The sequence below is a fragment of the Aeromonas aquatica genome, assembly GCF_000764655.1.
In the GTDB taxonomy this organism is placed as follows: domain Bacteria; phylum Pseudomonadota; class Gammaproteobacteria; order Enterobacterales; family Aeromonadaceae; genus Aeromonas; species Aeromonas aquatica.
This window is the reverse complement of sequence record NZ_JRGL01000155.1, coordinates 1-22,562: the sequence shown is the minus strand read 5'-3', so window position 1 is coordinate 22,562 and position 22,562 is coordinate 1. Positions and strand designations below refer to the sequence as shown.

At 60.8% G+C, this 22,562-nt stretch carries 25 protein-coding genes; 12 read left to right on the top strand and 13 right to left on the bottom strand.

Annotated features, from left to right (window positions below; genetic code table 11):
- Positions 1-18: 18 nt before the first annotated feature.
- The 4 genes from LG30_RS0119185 to LG30_RS0119170 all read left to right on the top strand — a co-directional run bounded on the left by LG30_RS0119185 (position 19) and on the right by LG30_RS0119170 (position 5,000).
- Positions 19-1,158: an amidohydrolase/deacetylase family metallohydrolase gene (locus tag LG30_RS0119185; RefSeq protein WP_033132298.1), complete on the top strand. Its 1,140-nt coding sequence runs from the start codon at positions 19-21 to the stop codon at positions 1,156-1,158.
- Entirely contained in the window at positions 1,142-2,257 is a 1,116-nt protein-coding gene (locus LG30_RS0119180) for a DgaE family pyridoxal phosphate-dependent ammonia lyase (protein WP_033132297.1), read from the top strand. The genes LG30_RS0119185 and LG30_RS0119180 overlap by 17 nt, the downstream gene beginning before the upstream one ends.
- Positions 2,257-2,997 carry a 2-dehydro-3-deoxy-phosphogluconate aldolase gene (gene dagF, locus LG30_RS0119175; RefSeq protein ID WP_033132296.1) on the top strand — a complete coding sequence of 247 codons (741 nt, stop codon included), beginning with the start codon at positions 2,257-2,259 and terminating at the stop codon, positions 2,995-2,997. The genes LG30_RS0119180 and dagF overlap by 1 nt, the downstream gene beginning before the upstream one ends.
- Positions 2,998-3,095: 98 nt before the next feature.
- The gene (locus LG30_RS0119170) at positions 3,096-5,000 is read left to right on the top strand and encodes a BglG family transcription antiterminator (RefSeq protein WP_033132295.1); all 1,905 of its coding nucleotides are present in this window, start codon (positions 3,096-3,098) and stop codon (positions 4,998-5,000) included.
- A gap of 18 nt (positions 5,001-5,018) precedes the next feature.
- On the opposite strand, the gene npr is transcribed toward LG30_RS0119170, so the two are convergent.
- The 10 genes from npr to LG30_RS0119120 form a co-directional block, all read right to left on the bottom strand.
- Positions 5,019-5,291, bottom strand: a complete 273-nt coding sequence (gene npr, locus LG30_RS0119165) for a PTS phosphocarrier protein NPr (protein WP_033132294.1) — start codon at positions 5,289-5,291, stop codon at positions 5,019-5,021.
- Between the two features lie 20 nt (positions 5,292-5,311).
- Positions 5,312-6,178, bottom strand: coding sequence for an RNase adapter RapZ (rapZ, locus tag LG30_RS0119160; RefSeq protein WP_033132293.1), 867 nt, complete (start codon positions 6,176-6,178; stop codon positions 5,312-5,314).
- Positions 6,179-6,218: 40 nt separating this feature from the next.
- On the bottom strand, positions 6,219-6,665 hold the full coding sequence (gene ptsN, locus LG30_RS0119155; protein ID WP_033132292.1) for a PTS IIA-like nitrogen regulatory protein PtsN: 447 nt from the start codon (positions 6,663-6,665) through the stop codon (positions 6,219-6,221).
- Positions 6,666-6,667: 2 nt separating this feature from the next.
- Positions 6,668-6,955, bottom strand: coding sequence for a ribosome hibernation promoting factor (hpf, locus tag LG30_RS0119150; RefSeq protein WP_005305957.1), 288 nt, complete (start codon positions 6,953-6,955; stop codon positions 6,668-6,670).
- Positions 6,956-6,975: 20 nt separating this feature from the next.
- On the bottom strand, positions 6,976-8,415 hold the full coding sequence (locus tag LG30_RS0119145) for an RNA polymerase factor sigma-54 (protein ID WP_033132291.1): 1,440 nt from the start codon (positions 8,413-8,415) through the stop codon (positions 6,976-6,978).
- A gap of 65 nt (positions 8,416-8,480) precedes the next feature.
- Complete coding sequence (gene lptB, locus LG30_RS0119140; RefSeq protein ID WP_033132290.1) at positions 8,481-9,206, bottom strand: LPS export ABC transporter ATP-binding protein; 726 nt, start codon at positions 9,204-9,206, stop codon at positions 8,481-8,483.
- Positions 9,207-9,216: 10 nt separating this feature from the next.
- Complete coding sequence (gene lptA / locus LG30_RS0119135; protein ID WP_033132289.1) at positions 9,217-9,735, bottom strand: lipopolysaccharide transport periplasmic protein LptA; 519 nt, start codon at positions 9,733-9,735, stop codon at positions 9,217-9,219.
- Positions 9,722-10,282 carry an LPS export ABC transporter periplasmic protein LptC gene (lptC, locus tag LG30_RS0119130; RefSeq protein ID WP_033132288.1) on the bottom strand — a complete coding sequence of 187 codons (561 nt, stop codon included), beginning with the start codon at positions 10,280-10,282 and terminating at the stop codon, positions 9,722-9,724. Before lptC ends, lptA begins: the two co-directional genes overlap by 14 nt.
- The gene (kdsC, locus tag LG30_RS0119125; protein WP_033132287.1) at positions 10,279-10,833 is read right to left on the bottom strand and encodes a 3-deoxy-manno-octulosonate-8-phosphatase KdsC; all 555 of its coding nucleotides are present in this window, start codon (positions 10,831-10,833) and stop codon (positions 10,279-10,281) included. The genes lptC and kdsC overlap by 4 nt, the downstream gene beginning before the upstream one ends.
- On the bottom strand, positions 10,833-11,828 hold the full coding sequence (locus tag LG30_RS0119120) for a KpsF/GutQ family sugar-phosphate isomerase (protein WP_033132286.1): 996 nt from the start codon (positions 11,826-11,828) through the stop codon (positions 10,833-10,835). The genes kdsC and LG30_RS0119120 overlap by 1 nt, the downstream gene beginning before the upstream one ends.
- Positions 11,829-12,035: 207 nt before the next feature.
- Here LG30_RS0119120 and mlaF point away from each other — a divergent pair, with 207 nt between their 5' ends.
- From mlaF to murA, 7 genes are read left to right on the top strand one after another with little or no spacing between them, the layout of a single operon-like run.
- Positions 12,036-12,836, top strand: coding sequence for a phospholipid ABC transporter ATP-binding protein MlaF (mlaF, locus tag LG30_RS0119115; RefSeq protein WP_033132285.1), 801 nt, complete (start codon positions 12,036-12,038; stop codon positions 12,834-12,836).
- Entirely contained in the window at positions 12,836-13,615 is a 780-nt protein-coding gene (mlaE, locus tag LG30_RS0119110; protein ID WP_033132284.1) for a lipid asymmetry maintenance ABC transporter permease subunit MlaE, read from the top strand. Before mlaF ends, mlaE begins: the two co-directional genes overlap by 1 nt.
- Before the next feature lie 7 nt (positions 13,616-13,622).
- Positions 13,623-14,123, top strand: coding sequence for an outer membrane lipid asymmetry maintenance protein MlaD (gene mlaD, locus LG30_RS0119105; protein WP_033132283.1), 501 nt, complete (start codon positions 13,623-13,625; stop codon positions 14,121-14,123).
- A 2-nt stretch (positions 14,124-14,125) separates the two neighbouring features.
- A complete protein-coding gene (gene mlaC / locus LG30_RS0119100; RefSeq protein WP_033132282.1) occupies positions 14,126-14,761 on the top strand; it encodes a phospholipid-binding protein MlaC in 636 nt (211 codons plus the stop codon).
- Positions 14,758-15,030: an STAS domain-containing protein gene (locus LG30_RS0119095; RefSeq protein WP_033132281.1), complete on the top strand. Its 273-nt coding sequence runs from the start codon at positions 14,758-14,760 to the stop codon at positions 15,028-15,030. Before mlaC ends, LG30_RS0119095 begins: the two co-directional genes overlap by 4 nt.
- Complete coding sequence (ibaG, locus tag LG30_RS0119090; protein ID WP_033132280.1) at positions 15,030-15,287, top strand: BolA family iron metabolism protein IbaG; 258 nt, start codon at positions 15,030-15,032, stop codon at positions 15,285-15,287. Before LG30_RS0119095 ends, ibaG begins: the two co-directional genes overlap by 1 nt.
- Before the next feature lie 16 nt (positions 15,288-15,303).
- Positions 15,304-16,560, top strand: a complete 1,257-nt coding sequence (gene murA, locus LG30_RS0119085) for a UDP-N-acetylglucosamine 1-carboxyvinyltransferase (protein WP_033132279.1) — start codon at positions 15,304-15,306, stop codon at positions 16,558-16,560.
- Positions 16,561-16,652: 92 nt separating this feature from the next.
- On the opposite strand, the gene pmbA is transcribed toward murA, so the two are convergent.
- Positions 16,653-17,996, bottom strand: a complete 1,344-nt coding sequence (gene pmbA, locus LG30_RS0119080) for a metalloprotease PmbA (RefSeq protein WP_033132278.1) — start codon at positions 17,994-17,996, stop codon at positions 16,653-16,655.
- 111 nt (positions 17,997-18,107) lie between these two features.
- On the opposite strand from pmbA, the gene yjgA reads away from it, so the two are divergent.
- Complete coding sequence (yjgA, locus tag LG30_RS0119075; protein WP_033132277.1) at positions 18,108-18,632, top strand: ribosome biogenesis factor YjgA; 525 nt, start codon at positions 18,108-18,110, stop codon at positions 18,630-18,632.
- Positions 18,633-18,722: 90 nt separating this feature from the next.
- Here the strand turns inward: yjgA and LG30_RS0119070 are convergent, their stop codons facing one another.
- Both LG30_RS0119070 and tmaR read right to left on the bottom strand, forming a co-directional pair.
- On the bottom strand, positions 18,723-21,806 hold the full coding sequence (locus LG30_RS0119070) for a transglycosylase domain-containing protein (RefSeq protein ID WP_033132276.1): 3,084 nt from the start codon (positions 21,804-21,806) through the stop codon (positions 18,723-18,725).
- 213 nt (positions 21,807-22,019) lie between these two features.
- A complete protein-coding gene (tmaR, locus tag LG30_RS0119065) occupies positions 22,020-22,337 on the bottom strand; it encodes a PTS system regulator TmaR (protein WP_033132275.1) in 318 nt (105 codons plus the stop codon).
- Between the last annotated feature and the right edge of the window lie 225 nt (positions 22,338-22,562).

Below are 22,562 nucleotides of genomic sequence, written 5' to 3'. Positions count from 1 at the left end.
ATTTCAGAGGTCATCAGCATGTATGACATGATCATCAGAGCGGGGCGCCAGGGAAATGGCCAGCTCATCGACATCGCCATCCAGGACGGCAAGATTGCGGCCCTCGGCCAGCTGCCAGCGACGGCCGAGGCGAAGCAAACCCTCACTCTGGCCGGTGCGGTCGGGGTGAGCGCGGGCTGGATCGACGGCCACACCCACTGCTATCCCGCCTCCCCCATCTATCAGGATGAGCCGGACAAGGTCGGCGTAGAGTCCGGCGTCACCACCGTCATCGATGCCGGCAGCACGGGCGCCGATGACGTGGACGCGTTCCAGCGACTGGCGGCCGGTTGCAAGACCCGGGTGCACGCCCTGCTCAACATCTCCCGCATTGGCCTGCTGCGCCAGAACGAGCTGGCCGACAGCCGGGATCTGGATGTCGGGCTGGCGTCTGCCGCCATCGCCCGCCACCCGCGGTTCATCGTCGGCCTCAAGGCCCGTATGAGCGGCAGCGTAGTGGGCGAGAACGGTCTGCAGCCGCTGCGCATGGCCAAGGCGCTGCAACAGGCCCACGGCCAGTTGCCGCTGATGGTACATGTGGGCAACACCCCGCCCGAGCTGGACGAGATCGTCGCCCTGCTCGGCCAGGGGGATCTGCTGACCCACTGCTTCAACGGCAAGCCCAACCGCATCCTGACCCCGGCCGGCGAGCTGCGGGTCGCGGTGCGCGAGGCGCTGCAACGGGGCCTGCGGCTCGACATCGGCCACGGCGGCGCCAGCTTCAGCTTCGAGGTGGCGGAGGCCGCCATCCGTCAGGGGATCCTGCCCCACACCATCAGCTCGGATATCTACTGCAAGAACCGCATCAAGGGGCCCGTGTACAGCCTGGCCCACGTGATGTCCAAGTTTCTCGCCATCGGCATGACGCTGGAGCAGGTGCTCGCCTGCGTCACCAGTCAGGCCGCCGAGGCGCTCCGCCTCCCTGGCAAGGGACGACTCGAGCTGGGAGCCGACGCCGATCTGACCCTGTTCGAACTGGCCAGCGGCCCGGCCCTGTTTATGGATACCGAAACCCAGTCGCGTAGCGGCGATCTGCAACTGCTTCCCCTCGCCGCCCTGGTGGGCGGTGACCTGGTTCTCACTCAATATGGAAAATCCCACCATGCCTTCTGTGTATGAGAAATATCAGCTCAAACCGGTGATCAACGCCTCCGGGCGCATGACCCTCCTCGGCGTCTCCACCCCGGAACAGGAGGTGGTCGACGCGGTCAACTTCGGCCTAGGCCACTACTTCGAGGTGAAGGATCTGGTCAACAAGACCGGCGCCTACCTCGCCGGCCTGCTAGGCGTGGAGGATGCGGTGGTGGTCTCCTGCGCCAGTGCCGGCATCGCCCAGTCGGTGGCCGCCGTCATAGTGCGCGGCGATGCCTACCGGCTGGAGCAGCTGCACGCCCACTCCCACGGGGTGCCGAGCGAGATAGTGCTGCCCAAGGGCCACAACGTGAACTTCGGCGCCCCGGTGGGCACCATGGTCAATCTGGGTGGCGGCAAGGTGGTGGAGGCTGGCTATGCCAACGAATGCTCCCCCGCCCAGCTGGCCGCCGCCATCAACCCCAATACCGCCGCCATCCTCTACATCAAGTCTCACCACTGCGTGCAGAAGAGCATTCTGTCGGTGGCCCAGGCCGCCGAGGTGGCCAGAGCCCACCAGCTGCCGCTCATCGTCGATGCGGCCGCGGAAGAAGACTTGCAGCTCTACTACAGCCAGGGGGCGGATCTGGTCATCTACAGTGGCGCCAAGGCCATCGAGGGACCCACCAGCGGCCTGGTGCTCGGCAAACGCCAGTATGTGGAGTGGGTCAAGCAGCAGACCAACGGCATAGGCCGCGCCATGAAGGTAGGCAAGGAGGGGATCCTCGGCCTGACCCACGCCATCGAGCGCTATCTGGTCAAGGAGAAGGAGAGTGGTGCCGCCATGGTGGCCAAGATGACCCCCTTCATCGAGCGCCTCAACCAGTTGCCCGGCGTCAGGGCCCAGGTGGTGTGGGACAGTGCCGGGCGCGACATCGCCCGCACCGACATCGCCTTCGACCATGCCCGGCTCGGCATCACCACCCTGCAGCTGGTGGATCGCCTGCAACAGGGCAATCCGGCCATCTACTGCCGCGGCTACAAGGCCAACGAGGGCCACATCGAGATCGACGTGCGCAGCGTCAGCCCGGCCCAGCTCGACCAGATCCATGCCGCCATCGCCCAGCTAACCCAGGAGACCCGCTGATGTCCCTTACTCCCAACTACTACCTTGACCGTGTCTGCCTCAACGTGCTGGCCGGCTCCAAGCAAAATGCCGTCGATATCTATGAGGCCGCCGAGGGCCACGTGCTGGTCGGCGTGCTCTCCAAGAACTACCCGGATGTGCCCTCCGCCGTCGCCGACATGGGTGAGTACGCGAAGCTTATCGACAACGCCCTCTCCATCGGCCTGGGCGCAGGCGATCCCCGCCAGTCCGCCATGGTGGCCGAGCTGGCTCGCCAGCTGCAGCCCCAGCACGTCAACCAGGTGTTCACCGGGGTCGGCGCCAGCCGGGCGCTGCTGGGCCAGCCACAGACTCTGGTGAATGGCCTTATCTCCCCCACCGGCACCTCCGGCATGGTGAAGATCTCCACCGGCCCGCTGAGCGCCGGCCAGGCCGATGGCATAGTGCCCATCGACACCGCCATCGCCCTGCTCAAGGACATGGGGGGCAGCTCGGTCAAGTTCTTCCCAATGGGCGGCCTCGCCTGCCGTGACGAGTACCAGGCGGTGGCCGAGGCCTGTGCCCGCCACGGTTTCTGGCTGGAGCCTACCGGCGGCATCGATCTCGACAACTTCGAAGAAATCGTCCGCATCGCGCTGGCGGCCGGGGTCGAGAAGGTGATCCCCCACGTCTACAGTTCCATCATCGACGGCGAGAGCGGCCAGACCCGTCCCGAGGATGTGCGCACCCTGCTCGCCATGGTGAAGCGACTGCTGGCGTGATATGACTGGCACCGGCCCACTTCCGGCCGGTGCCTGGCTTGTGCATGTCCCGCTTGTTAACATCGATCCTCATCCCGCGACAGGAGTCTCGCTTCCCCATGACCAAGCTGCCCCACCCCAGACTCCATCAGCTGCTGACCCTGCTCCACGCCGAACCGCTGCCACAGGAAGAGCTCGCCCGTCGCCTCAATGTCTCCACCCGCACGGTGCGCACCGACGTGGCGACCCTCAACGAGCTGATTGCCACCCACGGTGCCCATCTTATCCACCAGCGCGGCTGCGGCTACCAGCTCAAGATCTACAATCAGGGGCTGTTTGATGAGTTGCTGGCGGCGCAGGAGCAGGAGAGCAGCCTGCCCCGCACCAGCCGTGAGCGGGTGCTGCACCTGCAACTGCTGCTGCTCACCGCCGAGCAGGGGATCAAGCTCGATGAGCTGGCGGATACCTGGTATCTGAGCCGGGCGGCGCTGCAGGGGGACATGGCGGAAGTGCGGGAGCGGCTCGCCCATTTCGGACTCAATATCGACAGCAAGCCACGGCTCGGCATGCGCATCCAGGGGGAGGAGACGGCGATCCGGGCCTGCCTCACCCAACTGCTCTATCGGGAGCAGACTCGCAACCACCCGCTGCAAGGCTTGCTGCCGAACCTCTGCCCCAGCAAGACGCGGGAGGTCATCGGCAATCGCATTCATGCACAGCTCGGCCATCATCAGCTGCGGCTGGCGGACGAGAGCCTGCAACAGCTCACCATCTACTGCGCCGTCGCCCTGCTGCGGCAGGCATCAGGCCATGAGCTGCTGGCATTTTGCAGCGAGGATCTCACCGCGCCCCTGACGGCGGTGGCCCGCGACATCTATGAAGAACTGCCGACCCTGATGCCGCCGGGAGATCCTGAGGTGAGCGCCCTCGCCATCCAGATCCAGGCGCGCCTCATCGCCGATACCCCGCACCTCAGCGCGGCCATGGCCGCCGAGAGCGCCCAGCTGGTCGAGCACCTGCTGGATTACATCCACCAGCACTATCCCTACGATCTGCGCCATGACGGCCAGCTGCGCGCCGATCTGCTGACCCACATCAGCGCCATGCTGCTGCGGATCAAATACCAGGTCGGCAGCCACAATCCGCTGGCGGATCACATCAAGCAGTATTATCCCCTTGCCTACGACATCACCCTGGCCGCCATCTCCCAGTGGATCAGGCAGACCCCCTATCACCTGACCCACCACGAGATCGGTTACCTGGTGATCCACATCGGGGTCGGCCTGGAGCGCCACCACGACATCGGCTACAGCCGTCCACCCCAGGCGCTGCTGCTGTGCGACGCGGGCAATGCCACCTTCCGGGTGCTGGAGGCACGGATCAAGCGTGAATATCCCCAGTTGCAACTGACCAGCCTGGAGTCGGTGCGGGATTACGAGGGATTGGGGCGGATCGAGCAGGACTTCGTCATCAGCACCGTCAAGGTGAGCGAGAAGAACGTCCCCGTAGTGCAGATGGCCCCCTTCCCGACCCAGTACCAGCTGGAGCAGCTCGGCAAGCTGGTGCTGATAGACCGCACCCGCCCCTATCTAGTCGACAAGTACTTCGACGCCGACCACTTCATGGTGGTCAGCGAGCCCCTCAGTCAGGCGCAGCTGTTTGCCCGCATCTGCGATCAGCTGGAAGCCGAAGAGCTGGTGGAGAGCGGATTCAGGAATTCACTGCACGAGCGGGAGCACATCGTCTCCACCATGCTGGGGGACGGCATTGCCCTGCCTCACTCACTCGGCTTGCTGGCGCGCCGCACCCTGGTCTATACGGTGCTGGCGCCACAGGGCATCGACTGGGGCAATGGCGAAACCGCTACCCTTATCTTCGTGCTCGCCATCGCCAAGGCCGACTACGAGGAGGCGATGGGGCTCTACGATCTGTTCCTGGCGCTGATGAACGAAAAAGCCAGCAGAAATCTGCTGGCTTGTCGGGATTTCGCCGGTTTCAAGGCGCTGGCGCGCGCCGGATCATGACGGCAAGGGAGGCGCCGCTCACTCCTCGTTGAAACCCGAGGTGAACAGCGCCACTACGGCGGCCAAGGCCTCTTCTTCTTCCGGCCCCTCCACCTGGACTTCCACTTGCTTGCCCTGGGCGGAGTCGAGCATCAGCAGGCCGATAACGCTGTCCGCATCGGCCTCCACCCCGTCCTCGTTGCGCAGCAGCACATGGGCATCGAAGCCCTGCACCAGCTCGAACAACATCATGGCCGGTCTGGCATGAATACCCAGCTTGTTTTTGACTTCTACCGAGGCGGAAACTGTCATCTGAGCGTCCTGTTGGTCTATCAGACTTGCGGTGAACGCTTGTCCAGCGTGCGGTGGCGGATCTGCACGTTCTTGCCGAGCAGACGGAAGGCGCTGGCCAGCCGCTCGGCAACGAACACCGAGCGGTGCTGGCCACCGGTACAGCCGATGCCGACCGTCACATAGCTGCGATTGTTGCGCTCCAGCTGGGGCAACCAGGTCGCCAGCATGTTCTCTATCTGCTGGATGAACAGCATGACGTCAGGCTGGGCCGAGAGGTAATTGGCGACCGGCTCATCCTGGCCGGTGAAGGGCTTGAGTTCGGGGATCCAGTGCGGGTTGGGCAGGAAACGGGCATCGAACACGAAGTCTGCGTCCTTGGGAATGCCGTACTTGAAGCCGAACGACTCGAACACCAGCACCAGCTCGTTCTCTTTCTTGCCGAGCACCCGGGTCTTGATGAGCTCGCTCAGGTCGTGAATGCTGAGGCTGGTGGTGTCGATGCGCAGATCGGCGGTGGAGGAGAGCGGTGCCAGCAGGTGGGTCTCTTCCCGGATCGCCTCATCCAGTGACAGCTTGTTGCGCGACAAGGGGTGCAGCCGGCGACTCTCGCCATAGCGCTTGAGCAGGGTGGTGTTGTCGGCATCGAAGAAGAAGCTGGAGAACTCCACCCGCCCCTCGTTGCGTACTTGAGCCAGCAGGTTGTCCAGTTTATCAGGCTGGCTGGGCAGGTTGCGCACGTCTATGCTGACCGCCAGCTTGTCATACTGGCTCTCCACCGAGACGATCAGCTGGGGCAGCAGATTGACCGGCAAGTTATCCACGCAGTAGTACCCCAGATCCTCCAGCACCCTCAGGGCTACCGTCTTGCCGGAGCCCGAACGGCCGCTTACCACTATTAATTGCATCTTGTCCCCTCACGCCAACATGGCTGTGTCGTGCCCGGCATCAGGCCGAGGTCATGATCTGATAGAGCTCTTCATCGCTGGTCGCCTGGCGCAACTGACGGCAGACCGCCTTGTCGCCCAGCTTGGATGCCATCAGGGAAAGGGTCTTGAGATGCTGTTTGCACTCGCTTTCCGGCACCAGCAATGCAAACAGCAGGTCAACCGGTTGATTGTCGATGGAATCGAAAGGGATGGATTCGGAGAAGGTCATCAGCACGGCGGTCGGCGCGAAGGCGTCGTCGATCCGACCGTGGGGAATGGCAATACCGGCACCGATCCCGGTACTGCCCATTTTTTCCCGCGCCAGCAGGCTCTCGAACAGTACCTGACGGGAGGTGCCGAGGCGCTCTGCGGCCAACTCACTGATGATCTCGAGGGCGCGTTTCTTGCTGGTACAGGGGACCGCACTCTTGGTGCAGTCCCGACTCAGTATGTGTTCAAGTTGCATAGTTATTTTTGATTTAATTTATCTTTGTGCTTGATGATCTGCCGATCCAGTTTATCCAGCAGGGTATCAATCGCAGCATACATGTCGGCATGCTGCGAATTGGCGAACACCTCCCCCCCGCTGACATGCAGCTTGGCTTCGGCAATCTGGTTCAGTTTTTCGACGCTCAACACCACGTGTACGTTGTTGATATGGTCAAAGTGACGCTCGAGTTTGGCAAATTTGTTGTTCACATAATCACGCAGAGCTTCGGTAATCTCGACATGGTGTCCGGTCAGGTTAATTTGCATAACGTCTTCCTTTTGTTTGCCTAAACCAGGCGTTTGCGCTGATTCGATGGCGGGATCAACAAGGATTCACGGTACTTTGCGATCGTGCGTCTCGCCACCATAATACCCTGTTCGGCCAGCAAATCCGCGATCTTGCTATCACTAAGCGGTTTGGCAGGGTTCTCTGCCGTCACCAACTTTTTGATCAGGGCGCGAATTGCGGTCGATGAGCACTCCCCTCCTCCCTCCGTATTGACATGACTGGAGAAGAAAAACTTCAGTTCAAAAATGCCGCGGTGTGTGTGCATGTACTTCTGGGTCGTCACCCGTGAAATGGTCGACTCATGCATCTCCACCGCCTCGGCGATGTCGTTGAGCACCATGGGTTTCATGGCCTCCTCACCGTATTCGAAGAAGCCCTGCTGCTGCTCGACGATGCAGCTGGCCACCTTGAGCAGGGTGTCGTTGCGACTCTCCAGGCTCTTGATAAACCACTTCGCTTCCTGCAGGTGGGAGCGAATGAACTGGGTATCCGTGCTGCTGCGCGCGTTGCGGGCCATGGCCGCGTAGGCCTCGTTGACGCGAATGCGCGGCGCCGAATCCGGATTGAGCTCCACCACCCACTTGTTGCCCTTCTTGATCACGGACACGTCCGGGAGCACGTATTGAGATTCGCTCTGGATGATGCCGTTGCCGGGCCTTGGTTCCAGTTGCTGGATGAGATCCAGCACCTCCTTGAGGTCGCTCTCCTTGAGCTTGGTCTTGCGGGCCAGGGTGCGATAATCGCGATTGCCGAGCAAGTCCATGTACTCGCTGATCACCTCCCTCGCCTCATTGAGCCAGGGCAGATCGGCCGAATACTGGCCAAGCTGGATCAGCAGACACTCCTGGACCGACCGGGCCGCAATGCCGATCGGATCGAAATGCTGCACCCGCTTGAGCACGGCTTCAACCTCATCCAGTTCGACTTCTACCTCATCGCTGCTGACTGCAGCCTGAATATCCTCGAGGGAGACGGTCAGATAACCGGAGTCGTCGATGGCGTCGATGATGGCGAGGGCGATGGCGGCGTCCAGATCGCTGAACGGCGTCAGCCGCATCTGCCACAGCAGATAGTCCTGCAGGTTTTCGGTGGTTTCCCCCTGATAGACGCTGTCTTCCCCATCGTGGATGGGGCCTGCGCTCTGGGCTGTGCCGGCCGAATAAACATCGTCCCAGGTGGTATCCACCGGCAGCTCGTCCGGCATCTTGTCCTGCGCCATGGCATCGCTGGAGTCGAGTTGACTGGCGTCGGGCACCTCTGTCGGGTTGGTTTCCTGCGCCTCGTTCTCCTCTTGCTCCAGCAAGGGATTACTGTCGAGCGCTTGCTGAATTTCCTGCTGGAGTTCCAGCGTGGAGAGCTGGAGCAGACGAATCGCTTGTTGTAATTGTGGCGTCATGGTCAGTGACTGACCGAGGCGCAACTGTAATGTCGGCTTCATCTACGTCGGGATATCCTTATGTTCAGCGAGGCAGTCACCTAACAAAAATGAGGGATGCCCCCTTACTATAGACTGAATTGATCGCCCAAATAGACGCGCTTGACCTGCTCATCGGCGAGGATATCGACCGGAGCGCCTTCGGCAATCATCTTGCCATGGCTGACGATATAGGCCTTCTCGCACACATCCAGCGTCTCTCTGACGTTGTGGTCGGTGATCAATACACCCAGCCCCCGCTCTTTCAGATGTTGGATGATCTTCTTGATATCTATCACTGAAATAGGATCAACACCTGCGAAAGGCTCATCAAGCAGGATAAATCTCGGTTCTGCCGCCAGGGCGCGCGCGATCTCGACCCGCCGCCGCTCGCCACCGGACAGGCTCTGCCCCAGGCTGTCGCGGATATGAGTGATGTTGAACTCTTCCAGCAGCTGCTCGACCTTGTCTTCCCGCTCTTCGCTGCTCAAGCCCTTGCGAGTCTGCATGACCCCCATCAGGTTATCGAACACCGACAGACGGCGGAAGATCGAGGCCTCCTGCGGCAGATAGCCGATGCCGTTGCGGGCCCGGATGTGCATGGGTTGCAGACTGATGTCCTGATCGTCGATGGTGATGAGGCCGGCATCCCGTTGCACCAGGCCCACGATCATGTAGAAGGAGGTGGTCTTGCCCGCCCCGTTCGGGCCGAGCAGCCCCACGATCTGACCGGTACCCACTTCCAGGCTCACGTCGCTGACGACCATGCGGCGCTTGTAGCTCTTCTGCAGGCCAACTGCTTTTAACACTGCCATGGCTCGTTTCCTACTTCTTCTGATCGGCGGGCTTGTCGAAGTTTTCTATCTGATCCGGCAGGAACACCGTCTTGACGCGCTGGGCCGGGCCCTTGCTCTCGGCAATCATCTTCTGGGTGACGATGTCATAGCGGATCAGATCCCCGTTGACCTGGCTGTCTTCCTGCTTGAGCTGGCCGTTACCGGTGATGGTGACCTGCCGGTTCTTCAGCTCGTAACGGATGCTGTTGCCATGGGCGTTGACCGGCTTGCCGTTGTCCAGCACCTGGAAGAAGGTGGCGGGGTTGCCATAGGCGGTCATCACCTCGGCGCCCTTTTCGCCGGAGCGGATCACCACCACCTTGTCGGCCTTAATCTTGATGGAGCCCTGAGTGATGATCACATCCTCACTGAAGGTGATGCGGTTGTCCTGCATCTCGGCCACTTGCTTGACCGCATCCACGTAGACTTTCTGGGTGAAGTCGGATTCTTTGGCATTCACAACACCGCACAACAGCAGGGCGGCGAGGGCCAGATTAACGTTTTTCATTGAAATAAGTGGCATGGCCTTTATCCAGTAATTCGAAATATTTACGACCAAGGTGGCCCTTGAGGCCAACCCCTTCGGTCTGGAACTCCTGACCGACGATACTGATGTGCTGGTTGCTTCTCACGTCCTGGGTCACCAGATCCATCTCCAGATAAGGAGTATCCAATGTGGAGATGAAGGAGGCAGGCAACAAGCCATCCAGATGCACCTTGTCGCGCAGGATCACGTTATCATCGGTATTGAGCACGCCGGTCTGCGCCGTCACCTTCCATTCGGCTTCCCCCTGCTCATCGAACAGGTAGATCACCGGCTTGTCGAAGGTCGCCTGCTCGAGGATCTGGAAATACTCGGCAAATTCCGACTCCAGCCGCTCGGTCCGCCTGCCTTGCTCGTTGAAGCGGGTGGTGACCAGATTCTTGGCGGTGAAGTCCGGCTGATAGTTCTCGACCTTGGTGGTCGGCTCCGGCGCCAGCTCGATGTCACCGAGCTGCCAGGCCGCCAGCGCCACCAGGAACAGCAGACCGAACAGCAGTGTCTGCTTGTTCATACGGACGCCTCGGGCTGGTAATCGCCAAGCCCCTGCGCCTGCAAGATGAGATCGCACACCTCACGCACCGCACCGACGCCCCCGCCGAGGCGGGTGACCAGATCGGCGCGCGCCAGCACCAGTGGGTGAGCATCCGCCACCGCTATGCCGAGGCCGCAGGCCGCCATCACCGGCAGATCGATGGTGTCATCCCCCATGTAGGCCGCCTGCGATGCCTCCAGACCCAGCCTGGTCAGCAAGGCCTCGAAGTGGGGCAACTTCTGATCCGCCCCCTGCACCAGATGCTGCACCCCCAGGCCCCTCATCCGATCGCTGACGATGCGGGAATTGCGGCCGGTGATGATGGCAAGCTCGATCCCGGCGTTGAGCAGGGCACGCATGCCCGCCCCATCGCGGGTGCAGAAGGTCTTCAACTCTTCACCGTTATTGCCCATATAGATGAAGCCATTGGAGAGCACCCCATCCACATCGCACACCAGCAGACGGATCTGCGCCGCCTTGTCGTACTGGCTGCGCGTCACCGGACCATAGAGGGTCGGTACATCTTGCATCAAATCACCCCGGCTTTGAGCAGGTCGTGCATGTTGAAGGCGCCCAGCGGCCGCCTCGCCTCATCCACCACCAGCAACCCGTTAATCTTTCTGGTTTCCATCAGCTTGACGGCCTCGGCAGCCATCATCTCTGGCCCTACGGTAACACAGTTGGTCGTCATTACCTTGGCGATCGAGGTGTGATGGATATCCACCTGCAGATCCAGGATCCGGCGCAGGTCACCGTCGGTGAACAGACCGGCCAGCAGCCCCTGCTCATCCACCACCGCCGTCATGCCGAGGCCCTTGCGACTCACTTCCAGCAACGCCTGGCTGATGGTGGCATCTATCCCCACACGGGGCAACAGCTCGCCGCTGTGCATCAAGTCCCCGACCCGCAGCAGCAGCCGCTTGCCAAGTGAACCGCCCGGATGGGAGAGCGCGAAGTCGTCGGCGGTGAAGCCACGGGCCTCCAGCAGCGCCACGGCCAGCGCATCCCCCATCACCAGGGTGGCGGTGGTGCTGGAGGTAGGTGCCAGACCGAGCGGGCAGGCCTCCTTCTCGACCTTGATACAGAGGTGGACATTGGCCTCCTTGGCCATGGTCGAGGCCCGGTTGCCGGTCATGCAGATGAGCGGAATGCCGCGGCGCTTGAGCACCGGCAGCAGGGCCAGGATCTCGTCACTCTCGCCTGAGTTGGAGATGGCGATGATGAGATCCCCTGTTGAGATCATTCCCAGATCCCCGTGGCTGGCTTCCCCCGGGTGCAGGAAGAAGGCAGGAGTGCCCGTGCTGGCGAGGGTCGCGGCTATCTTGTTGCCCACATGGCCGGACTTGCCCATGCCGGTGACCACTATCTTGCCGGCGCAGCGCAACACCATCTCGCAGGCCTGGTCGAAGGTCTCGTCGAGGTACTGGTAGAGTCCATCAATCGCTTGCTTTTCAATGTCCAGCACCGCGCGGGCACTGCGACGAAAATCGAACAGTTCAGACACTTTCTCAGGCTTTACAGACATAAATGCACAGCTCCGGGCCGAAATTTGCTGCGGGATTATAAAAAAGTCTGTCGAGATAAGCGAATCGGATGCGGGGCCATCACCCCGTTGATGCAAGTTGTTACATAAAACTGTCGTGTATTTGGGGGGGATAGACGTCCAATAGTTGTTCCTTGCTGTTGCTTAGACCTAGACTAGCCCATAAAATTCGCTCTTCTTTTATACCGGATGGACAATTGTTTGAACGATGACCTGATCACCATCGCCGATCTGAGCTTCAGTCACGGCGATAGGTTGCTGTACGACAGGATCAACCTGACCATTCCCCGTGGCAAGGTCACCGCCGTCATGGGGCCAAGCGGCATCGGCAAGACCACCTTGCTGCGCCTGATCGGTGGCCAGCTGAAACCGGAATCGGGTCATATTCTGTTCGACGGGGAAGACATTCCCAGCCTCTCCCGCAACCGCCTGTACGAGGTGCGCAAGCGGATGAGCATGCTGTTCCAGAGCGGTGCCCTGTTCACCGGCATGACGGTATTCGACAACGTGGCCTTCCCGCTGCGCGAACACTCCGGCCTGCCGGAGGAGCTAATCCACACCATCGTCATGATGAAGTTGCAGGCCGTCGGGCTGCGCGGGGCGGCCAGGCTGATGCCGTCCGAGCTCTCCGGTGGCATGGCACGCCGCGCCGCGCTGGCCAGATCCATCGCGCTGGATCCGGACCTCATCATGTATGACGAACCCTTCGTCGGTCAGGACCCCATCACCATGGCGGTGCTGGTCAAGCTCATCAAGGAACTGAACGATGCCCTCGGCATCACCTCCGTCATCGTCACCCACGATGTGAAAGAGGTGCTGAGTATCGCCGACTACGCCTACATCATCGCCAATCGCAAGGTGGTGGCCCATGGCACCCCGGATCAGCTGCGTGAGGAACACAACCCCGAGGTCGAGCAGTTCCTGAAAGGATTGCCCGACGGTCCTGTTCCGTTTCATTTTCCGGCAGGCGATCTGCTACAGGATCTGTGATGTTGACAAGCCAAGTAAGCAAACTGGGTCGGGTCGGGGTGCGCGTCATCAGTGCCATTGGCCGCGCCACCATCATGCTGTTTCATGCGCTGGCGGGCCGCCCCCAGCCACGCAAGCACTTCCCCCTGCTGATGCAACAGCTCTATGTGGTGGGCGTGCAATCCGTCGCCATCATTCTGGTGTCGGGATTGTTTATCGGCATGGTGCTCTCCTTGCAGGGTTACAACGTATTGAAGGATTTCGGCGCCGAGCAGAGCCTGGGGCCACTGGTCTCGCTTTCCCTGCTGCGGGAGCTCGGTCCCGTGGTCACCGCCCTGCTGTTTGCCGGCCGGGCGGGTTCCGCCCTGACCGCCGAGATCGGCCTGATGAAAGCCACAGAGCAGCTCTCCAGCCTGGAGATGATGGCGGTGGATCCCCTGCGCCGGGTGGTGGCTCCCCGCTTCTGGGCCGGGGTTATCAGCATGCCGCTGCTGGCCTTCATGTTCAGCCTGATCGGCATCTTCGGTGGCAAGCTGGTCGGTGTGGACTGGCTGGGAGTGGACGAGGGCAGCTTCTGGTCCGCCATGCAGGCCGCCGTCGATTGGCAGGATGACATCATGCAAGGAGCCATCAAGAGCGTGATCTTCGCCCTGGTTGTCACCTGGATTGCGCTCTTCAATGGCTATGATGCCAAGCCGACATCGGCCGGGATCAGTCAGGCGACGACCCGCACCGTGGTCCACTCATCCCTGGCCGTGCTCGGTCTGGATTTTATACTCACCGCAGTCATGTTTGGATAAGGTAAAGATGAAGTTCAGCAAAGTAGAATTCCTGGTTGGCGCCTTCATGCTGGCTGGCATCGCGGCCATTCTGGCATTGGCGCTGCAAGTGGCGGGATTGAGTTTCAAACCGGAAGGAGAAACCTATACCCTGCGCGCCCATTTCGATAATATCGGCGGCCTGAAAGTGCGCTCACCGGTCAAGGTGGGTGGCGTGGTGGTCGGCCGGGTCAGTGACATCACCCTGGACGCCAAGAGCCAGGTGCCTGTCGTCTCCCTGCAGATGCAGAAGGCCGCCGGCGAGTTTTCCGAGACCAGCACCCTCTCCATCCTGACCTCGGGCCTGCTCGGCGAGCAATATGTCGGCCTGGCGCCTGGCTTCACCGATGAGGAGATGGGCACCAACATGCTCAAGGATGGTGACATGATCGAAGACACCAAATCAGCCATAGTGCTGGAAGATCTGATCGGCAAATTCCTCTACAGCCAGTCTTCTCCAGCCACCAACCCGCCAGCAACCAAGGAGTAACCATGTTCAAGAAGATCGCCCTGCTGCTGGGCCTGATGACCAGCATGTTGTTTTCCGTGACCGCCCTGGCAGAGGTCAAAGCCTCGGATCCCTATGCCTTGGTGGATCAAGCCGCCCAGCAGACCTTCGCCCGTCTCAAGTCGGATCAGGCCCAGGTCAAGAGCAATCCGGATCACCTGAGGGTCATCATCCGCGAAGAGTTGCTGCCCTACGTGGATAACCGCTTCGCCGCCTACAAGGTGCTCGGCAACCAGATTAAAGAAACCACCCCGGCCCAACGCGACGCCTTCGTCGATGTATTCACCGAGTACATGGTGAGCTCCTACGCCGATGCCCTCGCCCACTTCGACCAGCAGACCGTCAAAGTGCAGCCGGGCAAGACACCGAGCGACAGCAACATCACCGCCGTCAGCGTCAGCGTGAAAGAGACCGGCAAGCCAGACATCTTCCTCGAGTTCAAGCTGCGCAAGAACAACAAGACCGGCGAGTGGAAGGCCTTCGACATGGTCGCCGAAGGCATCAGCCTGCTCTCCGCCAAACAGAGCGAGCTCGGTGGCCTCATCCGCCAGAACGGCATAGATGCGGTGATCGCCCAGTTGCGCGAACACAATGCCAAGCCGCTGGTCATCAAATCATGAAATTAAGCGGTGAGCTGCAGGCGCCACAGGTCGTTGACCTGTGGCAGCGCCGCTCGGAGTGGTGGCAAGACGACGAGCTCGAGCTCGGTGAGGTCACCACCCTGGATTCCGCCGGGCTGGCCCTGTTGGTCAAATGGGCCAAGGCCGCTCTGGCACGGGGAGGCTCGCCACGGTTGGTGGGCGCCTCTCGTGATTTTCATACCTTGGCCAACCTGTACGGGGTGGCCGATTTGTTTCAATCAACCCCGCCCAACACTGAGGACGCATAATGCAAGTCTCTGAAATTGAAGCGATACTCCTTGAGGCCTTGCCATTGTCCGAAGTCCATGTCAAAGGGGACGGTAGTCACTTTCAGGTGATCGCCGTCGGTGACATGTTTGACGGTATGAGCCGGGTCAAGAAACAGCAGGCCATCTATGCCCCGCTGATGGACAAGATCGCCAGCAACGCCATCCACGCACTCTCCATCAAGGCCTTTACCGATGCCGAGTGGAAGCGCGAACGTAAATTCCTATTGCCCTCCTGATTTGGTATCTAAGTAAATGGACAAATTCAAGATCGATGGTCGTTGCACCCTCAACGGCGAAGTGACCATCTCCGGCGCCAAGAACGCCGCCCTGCCAATCCTGTTCGCCACCCTGCTGTGTGATGAAGAGATCCAGCTCTCCAACGTACCGCGACTCAAAGACGTGGGCACCACCCTCAAGCTGCTGGAGATGCTGGGTGCCAGCACCAAGGTCAACGGCAACGTGACGGTGCTGACCGGTGCGGTGAACAACCACGTCGCCCCCTACGAGCTGGTGAAGACCATGCGTGCCTCCATCCTGGCGCTGGGTCCGCTGGCGGCCCGCTTCGGGGCGGCCGACGTCTCCCTGCCCGGCGGCTGTGCCATCGGTGCCCGTCCGGTCAACCTGCACGTCCACGGCCTGGAGCTGATGGGTGCCAAGATTGCCATCGAAGATGGTTACATCAAGGCCCGGGTCGACGGTCGCCTCAAGGGTGCTCACATCCTGATGGACATGATCTCCGTCACTGGTACCGAGAACCTGATGATGGCCGCCACCCTGGCGGACGGTCGCACCGTGATCGAGAATGCCGCCCGTGAGCCGGAAGTGGTGGATCTCGCCAACTTCCTCAACACCCTCGGCGCCGACATCAAAGGCGCGGGCACCGATACCCTGACCATCGACGGTGTCGAGCGTCTGCACGGTGGCAGCTACAGCGTGCAACCTGACCGCATCGAAACCGGTACCTTCCTGGTCGGTGCCGCCGTTACCGGTGGCAAGATCACCTGCCGCAAAACCGATCCCTCCCTGCTGGAAGCCGTGCTGGTCAAGCTGGAAGAAGCCGGTGCCCTGATCGAGAAGGGTGCTGACTGGATCAGCCTGGACATGACAGGTCGTACCCTCAAGCCGGTCACCATCAAGACGGCCCCCTACCCGGCCTTCCCGACCGACATGCAGGCCCAGTTCACCGTACTGAACGCGGTCGCCAAGGGCACCGGCATGGTCACCGAGACCATCTTCGAGAACCGCTTCATGCACGTGCCTGAACTGGTGCGGATGGGCGCGGACATCGAGCTGCAGGGCAACGTCGCCATCTGCCGTGATACCGAGCAACTCAAGGGCGCCCAGGTGATGGCAACCGATCTGCGCGCCTCCGCCAGTCTGGTACTGGCTGGTTTCGTGGCCGAAGGCACCACCATCGTCGAGCGCATCTACCACATCGACCGTGGCTACGAAGACATCGAGCACAAGCTGCAAGGCCTCGGCGGTCGTATCGAGCGCATCAAGGGCTGATCTCGGCACCTGGTGAATGTCTGATAAAAAGGCCCCCTCGCGTTGGCGAGGGGGCCTTTTTCATGGCCGCAATCGGGAATGGAAGAAGAGGATCAGTGCCCCGCCAGCTTCATCCGCTCGACCAGCACCGAGCCGGTCTTGAGGCTGGAGCGCTCGTCTTCATCCGTCCCCACCGCGACCAGGGAGCGGAACATGTCGGCCAGGTTGCCGGCTATGGTGATTTCCTCCACTGGATAGGCAATTTCGCCATTCTCCACCCAGAAACCGGCGGCGCCACGGGAGTAGTCCCCGTTGACGATGTTGACCCCCTGCCCCATCAGCTCGGTCACCAGCAGACCGGTGCCCATCTCCCTGAGCATGCCCTGGAAGTCCTGACCGGTATTCGAAACCTGCCAGTTGTGGATGCCACCGGCGTGACCCGTGGTGGTCAGCCCCAGCTTGCGCGCCGAGTAGGAGGTGAGCAGCCAGCTCATCAGGCGGCCATCGCGGATGATATCCATGTCGCGGGTACGCACCCCTTCGCCATCGAACGGGGTACTCGCCAGCCCACCCAGCAGGTGGGGGAACTCCCGGATGCTGAGCCAGTCGGGCAATATCTGCTCATTCAACTTGTCCAGCAGGAAGCTCGACTTGCGATACAGGCTGCCGCCGCTGATGGCCGTCACCAGATGGCCCCAGAGCCCGGCCGCAGTGTCGGGGTGGAACAACACGGGAGCATGGCGGGTGGAGATCTTGCGGGCGCCGAGCCGGGAAAGGGTGCGTTCCACCGCCTCGTCGGCGATACGCTGTGGGCTCCAGAGCCCAGCCAGATCCCGGCTGGAGGAGTAGCCATAGTCCCGCTGCATGTCGCCATCCTGCTCACCGATCAGCACACAGCTCAGGGAATTGCGCGACGCCGCATAGCCTCTGACGAAACCGTGGCTGTTGCCATACACCTTGACCCCCAGATGGCTGGAGAAGCTGCCACCATCGGAGTGCTTGATGCGGGCATCGCGACCCAGCGCCAGCCGCTCACACTCGATGGCCAGCTCGATCCCCCGTTGGGGATCCAGCAGGGTGGGATGACACAGCTGCAGATCCGGGGCATCCCAGGCCAGCAACTCGGCATCCGCCAGGCCGGCACACACATCGGGCGAGGTGTGGCGGGCTATCTCCATGGCCGCTTCGACGGCGGCACGGATCGCCGATGGGCTCAGGTCGGTGGTCGAGGAAGAGCCCTTGCAACCGTCGCGATAGACGGCGATGCCGAGCGCCCCATCCTTGTTGAATTCGATGCTTTCCAGCTCACAGCCCCGGGTGTTCACCGACAACCCGGTCTGCTTGCTGATGGAGACTTCGGCAAGCCCGGCGCCCAGTCCTTTGGCTATCTCCAGAGCCTCGGCGACGACGGCCTCGAGATGGGCTTGATCCTGGCGGATTTGGTCTTGCTGGTCCATAACTCACATCTGTATGAAGGAAGGAAAGGGGCTAAGCATATCAGACCCCTGCGCCCAGCGGGAGAAGCTGGTAACATATCCCCCAACGTGAATGACAGGAATCAGAGACCGATGAGTCAGTATCAAGACGACAACGAAATGGACGATTGGGGTCCCAGCAAGAGCCAGCTCAAGCGCGACGCCGAAGCACTGCAAAAGCTGGGGGCTGAGATCGTTTCCCTGAGCCATAGCGAGCTGGAAAAAATCCCGTTGGATGAAGAGCTGGCCGAGGCCATCGAGCTGGGCCGCAAGCTCAAGCCCAAGAAGGACGAGTCCTTCCGCCGCCACCTGCAGTTCATCGGTCGCCTGATGCGTAGCCGGGATATTGAGCCGATCGAACAGGCTCTTACCATCTTCAAGAACCGCCACTCCACCGTGAATGCTCGCCTGCATCGGCTGGAGCAGTGGCGTGAGCGCCTGATCACCGAAGGTGACAGCGCCCTCAATGAATTGATGGCCCAGTTCCACGATCTGGATCGCCAGAAGCTCCGCCAGTTGATCCGCAGCGCCAACAAGGAGCGGGAGCTGAACAAGCCGCCGGTGGCCTTCCGCGAGATCTACCAATATCTGCGCGGCGAGATCGAAGATCTGCTGTAACGGGTGACGCTGTCGCCAGTGTGAGCGACACCGAGGACATAATAAAACGGGGCCAATAAGGCCCCGTTTTTCATGGTATCTACCTGGGTATCAACTGCCTGCCATGCACTGGGTATGGGTCCCCGGCTGCAGATAGGGCATCAGCAGCGGCGCCATCCCCTTGAGCACCTGTACCGGCAGCGCCGAGGTGAAGCGGAACTTGTCGGACTGGCTGCCCGGCACATAGGCCGTCAGGGTACCGAAGTGATCGTCCCCGATGTAGAAGACGAAGGTCGCAGTCCGGTTGCGGGCCAGGGAGCTGGTCACATTGCCATAGCGGCCCACCGTCTCGATCCGGTTATCCCCGGTCCCCGTCTTGCCCCCCATTGACAGCACGGTACCATCCGGCAGGGCGAAGGCACCGGCGATACGCCGCGCCGTTCCCCCTTCCACTACCTTCGACAGGGCGTTGCGCAAGGCGTTGGTCACCTCGACGGGCAGCACCCGGACCCCTTTGGTATTGGCCGGCTCGAAGACGGTGGCAAAGGGCGTGTCCTTGGCAAACGACAGGTACTCGATACGTTGGGTCGGCGAGCGCAGGCCGCCGTTCTGGATGATCCCCATCAACTCGGCCAGGGCTGCGGGTCTGTCGCCCGAACTGCCGAGGGCGGTTGCCAGGGACGGTACCAGGTGATCGAACGGATAACCCAGCCGCGCCCAGCGTTGATGGATGTCGAGGAAGGCCTCCACTTCCAGCATGGTACGGATACGGCTATCCCGGGCGCTGCGATGGCGGGTCTTGAACAACCAGCTGTAGACCTCCTGGCGCTCATCCCGGCTGGCTGCGACCGCATCGGTAAAGGTCGCCTTGTCGAACTCCTTGAGGTAGGAGAGCAGCCACAGCTCCAGCGGGTGCACCCGCGCGATATAGCCCTGATCCGGCAGTGAATACTTACCCGGACCATAGCTGGTGTAGAGCTGCTCGATCCGTTTGTCAGTCAGCTTCTCCCGTGGCAACCGCTTGGCCAGGAAGGCCGCAAAGTCAGCCTGCGACGCCTCCGGCATCAGGTAGCGATGTACGGCCGCGAGCCGCACCGCGCTGGGCTTGAGGCCGTCCAGGAAGGTATCGAGCTGCTCATCCGCGGTCTTGCCACGATATTTGCGCCAGAAACGCAACAGGTAGGTCTGGCCCTCCTTGTCGGCGAACTTGGCCAGGTACTCGGTACGACGCGGATCCTTATCATCCTTGAGCAGTTGGGCGCGGTTACCTTCCTTGTAGAGGCTGTAACGCACAATGTCGCGCATCAGCCGCACGAAGGGCAGGTTGATGGATTCGCGCAACGCATCGCGGATCGGTGGGATCCGGCCGTTATCCTCCTTGCGGAAGTTGTTGAAGGTATGCATGCCACCGCCGGTGAAGAAGCCCTCATAGGGACTGGCGGAGTACTTACGATCCAGTGCCGCCTCCAGCATGACCGGCAAGCTCTTGTCCTTGGCGGTCATCAGGTAGGAGATGGCCCAGCGGCTGATGTTGTCCTGGTTGGACACCTCTATCTTGCGCAGGCTGTCGGCTGGCATGCTCCCATAGCTGTCGTGCAGCTCGGTGACGATCTCCAGATAGGTGGTCAGCACCCGCAGCTTGGCCGTGGAGCCCAACTCCAGCTTGCTGCCCTCGTTGATGTCAAATGGCTGATCCGTGTTATCGGTCTGCACCCGTACCTTGACCCCTTCCGGCGTCTTCTCGAACAGGGTGAAGCTGTACTTCACGTCTCCCGTCTTCTCCGGCGAGAGCAGGCGCTCACCAAAGAGGCCGACCTGGGAGGCGAACGTCGGATCTGCCAGTTGCTGCAGATAACGGGAGATATCATTTTGCAGCGGCATGTTGAGGGTGGTATCGGCGGTCAGGTCCATGCGGTCCAGATCATAGAGCTGCACCCCGAGCTGACGACTGAGGCGAGTACGCGCCACCTGCAGTCCCTTGTTGTTATTGACCCGGGTGATCGCCGGCGCCTGCAGGAAGTCGCGGAAACCGAGCTTGGCCTTGAGCGCCGACTCCATCAGTGCCGGGGAGATCATTCCCTCCTGCACGAACAGACGCAGATAACTGTCGGTCAGGGTCGACAACGCGTCCCGCCCCTGGGCCAGATAGTAGGAAGGACGACGGTGAGCAATCATCAGGGAGACGACCTGGCGTAGCGCCAGCCCCTGCTCCGCCAGAGTGGCATCCTGATTGCGGGCAGGATCCAGCAGGCGATTGACCTCATCCACATTGGCCCCGAACCAGACCCAGAGGCCATCACCCAGTCCATGTACCTCCCCATAACCTGGGGCGGCAGAGAGCGGCACCGAGTTGAGGTAGGCCCAGGCAACCAGCTTGCGTGCCGCCAGCGTCTCCGGCCCCAGTCGATAGGCACGGACGCTGGCCGAAACCATCTGGCGGATCTTCTCGGTCGGAGACAGGGTCAGACCATCGGGAGAGTGACGATACTTCTCGACCTGGGTGGCGAGCGTACTGCCGCCGGCAGACTGATCCTGCATGTCCAGCGCCTTGCCCACTTGGGACAATGCCGCCTTGCCAAAGCGAGGCCAGTCCACCGCCGGATTGGCCAATGGCTGCTCATTGCTTAGCAGATCCCGGTTCTCGATGAACAGCAGTGACTGGATAACCAGAGGGGGGATGGAGCTGAAATCCGGATAGTAGTGGGTCGGATACTTGTACTGGTAGAAGGGCTCTGCGCGGCAATCGTGCAGGGTCAGCCCGGCTTGAACCTTCTCGGTATAAGGCACAAAAAAGCCATGGCTGGCGTACTTGTACAGCGCATCGGAGAAATGCACCTGCTCGCTGATCTGATAGCCACGCTGGACGAGCCGCTCCTGGATCATGGGCATCAGCACATAGCCGAGCCGCTTGTCGAAGGGGCCGTCATCCGGGAACGCGATCTGCTTGCTGGGGCCTTTCTCGAGTTGATAAGTCAACTCGGCTGCGTAGTGGGAGATCTCCTGCGACTGCAGTCGGGAAGTCTTCATCTCATAGCCCACCAGAACGATCACGGCGGCCAGACAAAGTAAAAAGATAAAACAGAACAACCAGCGCCACCAGGGACGACGCTTGCGCCTATGCTGCCCGCCCGAGTCCGGTACGGATGAATCCTGAGATGCCACTTTATTCAAATCCGTCTGTTTTGATGCGCCCATATCAGCCCCACCATGGTTACGCAATTTATTGTCTTTCACTCAAGCTTAGTCGTTTCAAGTCAATGGCTTGAAAACTATTGACCGCTTTGATGCGATGTTAACAGGGCAATTATTAAAAAGGGAGTCGATTGTTGCAGTACGGTGAGAGATCCGATCTGATGTGCAGAAATGAAACACCGGCCAAGGCCGGTGTTCAAGCATAGGGAGGCAGCTTTATTTGCTGCTGCTCATGCCTTTCAATTTGGTACTCAGCTCCTTGCGCTCCTTGGAGAGCTCGGCATTCTTGATGATGTGATCGTCAACCCGCTCCTCGTAATCGGCACGCATGTTGGCGATGATAGCCTGCACTTCATCGATGCTCATGCCTGGCTTGATGTAGTCGCTCAGGTTGTCGAGCAGCAGCACCCGCTTCTGGTTGTCACGGATCTTCTTCTCGTTGTCGACGATCTCGCGCTTGAGCTTGTTCTGACGACGGGACATACGCACATATTCCAAGACATCGCTGAAAGTAGACTTGTTTACTTGTTCCATATCGATACCACTGACTGAAGGTTAATGAAAACAGGCCGGGCCATCCCCATACCAGAGAGGAAAAAATGCATGGTACAGGCACACCCTGAATGTGCCTTTACTCTACCGAGTTATGATGCAGATACAACCCCAATCGCAGCTGGCATGAGGTTGGCAGGTGGAAAGAGGCGGGCAAGGTCGTCAGAAATGACAATTCAGTGAACAGGAATTTCAGGCAATAAAAAA

Bases quoted from the DNA above. Each gene is read 5' to 3' on its own strand.
- kdsC (WP_033132287.1), bottom strand. From the start codon at position 10,833: ATGCAAGATGTACCGACCCTCTATGGTCCGGTGACGCGCAGCCAGTAC.
- yjgA (WP_033132277.1), top strand. From the start codon at position 18,108: ATGAGTCAGTATCAAGACGACAACGAAATGGACGATTGGGGTCCCAGC.
- mlaC (WP_033132282.1), top strand. From the start codon at position 14,126: ATGTTCAAGAAGATCGCCCTGCTGCTGGGCCTGATGACCAGCATGTTG.
- ptsN (WP_033132292.1), bottom strand. From the start codon at position 6,665: ATGCAACTTGAACACATACTGAGTCGGGACTGCACCAAGAGTGCGGTC.
- LG30_RS0119070 (WP_033132276.1), bottom strand. From the start codon at position 21,806: ATGGGCGCATCAAAACAGACGGATTTGAATAAAGTGGCATCTCAGGAT.
- LG30_RS0119120 (WP_033132286.1), bottom strand. From the start codon at position 11,828: ATGTCTGTAAAGCCTGAGAAAGTGTCTGAACTGTTCGATTTTCGTCGC.
- lptA (WP_033132289.1), bottom strand. From the start codon at position 9,735: ATGAAAAACGTTAATCTGGCCCTCGCCGCCCTGCTGTTGTGCGGTGTT.
- mlaD (WP_033132283.1), top strand. From the start codon at position 13,623: ATGAAGTTCAGCAAAGTAGAATTCCTGGTTGGCGCCTTCATGCTGGCT.
- LG30_RS0119185 (WP_033132298.1), top strand. From the start codon at position 19: ATGTATGACATGATCATCAGAGCGGGGCGCCAGGGAAATGGCCAGCTC.
- murA (WP_033132279.1), top strand. From the start codon at position 15,304: ATGGACAAATTCAAGATCGATGGTCGTTGCACCCTCAACGGCGAAGTG.
- hpf (WP_005305957.1), bottom strand. From the start codon at position 6,955: ATGCAAATTAACCTGACCGGACACCATGTCGAGATTACCGAAGCTCTG.
- rapZ (WP_033132293.1), bottom strand. From the start codon at position 6,178: ATGCAATTAATAGTGGTAAGCGGCCGTTCGGGCTCCGGCAAGACGGTA.
- npr (WP_033132294.1), bottom strand. From the start codon at position 5,291: ATGACAGTTTCCGCCTCGGTAGAAGTCAAAAACAAGCTGGGTATTCAT.
- mlaF (WP_033132285.1), top strand. From the start codon at position 12,036: ATGGACAATTGTTTGAACGATGACCTGATCACCATCGCCGATCTGAGC.
- pmbA (WP_033132278.1), bottom strand. From the start codon at position 17,996: ATGGACCAGCAAGACCAAATCCGCCAGGATCAAGCCCATCTCGAGGCC.
- lptB (WP_033132290.1), bottom strand. From the start codon at position 9,206: ATGGCAGTGTTAAAAGCAGTTGGCCTGCAGAAGAGCTACAAGCGCCGC.
- tmaR (WP_033132275.1), bottom strand. From the start codon at position 22,337: ATGGAACAAGTAAACAAGTCTACTTTCAGCGATGTCTTGGAATATGTG.
- dagF (WP_033132296.1), top strand. From the start codon at position 2,257: ATGTCCCTTACTCCCAACTACTACCTTGACCGTGTCTGCCTCAACGTG.
- ibaG (WP_033132280.1), top strand. From the start codon at position 15,030: ATGCAAGTCTCTGAAATTGAAGCGATACTCCTTGAGGCCTTGCCATTG.
- LG30_RS0119170 (WP_033132295.1), top strand. From the start codon at position 3,096: ATGACCAAGCTGCCCCACCCCAGACTCCATCAGCTGCTGACCCTGCTC.
- mlaE (WP_033132284.1), top strand. From the start codon at position 12,836: ATGTTGACAAGCCAAGTAAGCAAACTGGGTCGGGTCGGGGTGCGCGTC.
- LG30_RS0119145 (WP_033132291.1), bottom strand. From the start codon at position 8,415: ATGAAGCCGACATTACAGTTGCGCCTCGGTCAGTCACTGACCATGACG.
- LG30_RS0119180 (WP_033132297.1), top strand. From the start codon at position 1,142: ATGCCTTCTGTGTATGAGAAATATCAGCTCAAACCGGTGATCAACGCC.
- LG30_RS0119095 (WP_033132281.1), top strand. From the start codon at position 14,758: ATGAAATTAAGCGGTGAGCTGCAGGCGCCACAGGTCGTTGACCTGTGG.
- lptC (WP_033132288.1), bottom strand. From the start codon at position 10,282: ATGAACAAGCAGACACTGCTGTTCGGTCTGCTGTTCCTGGTGGCGCTG.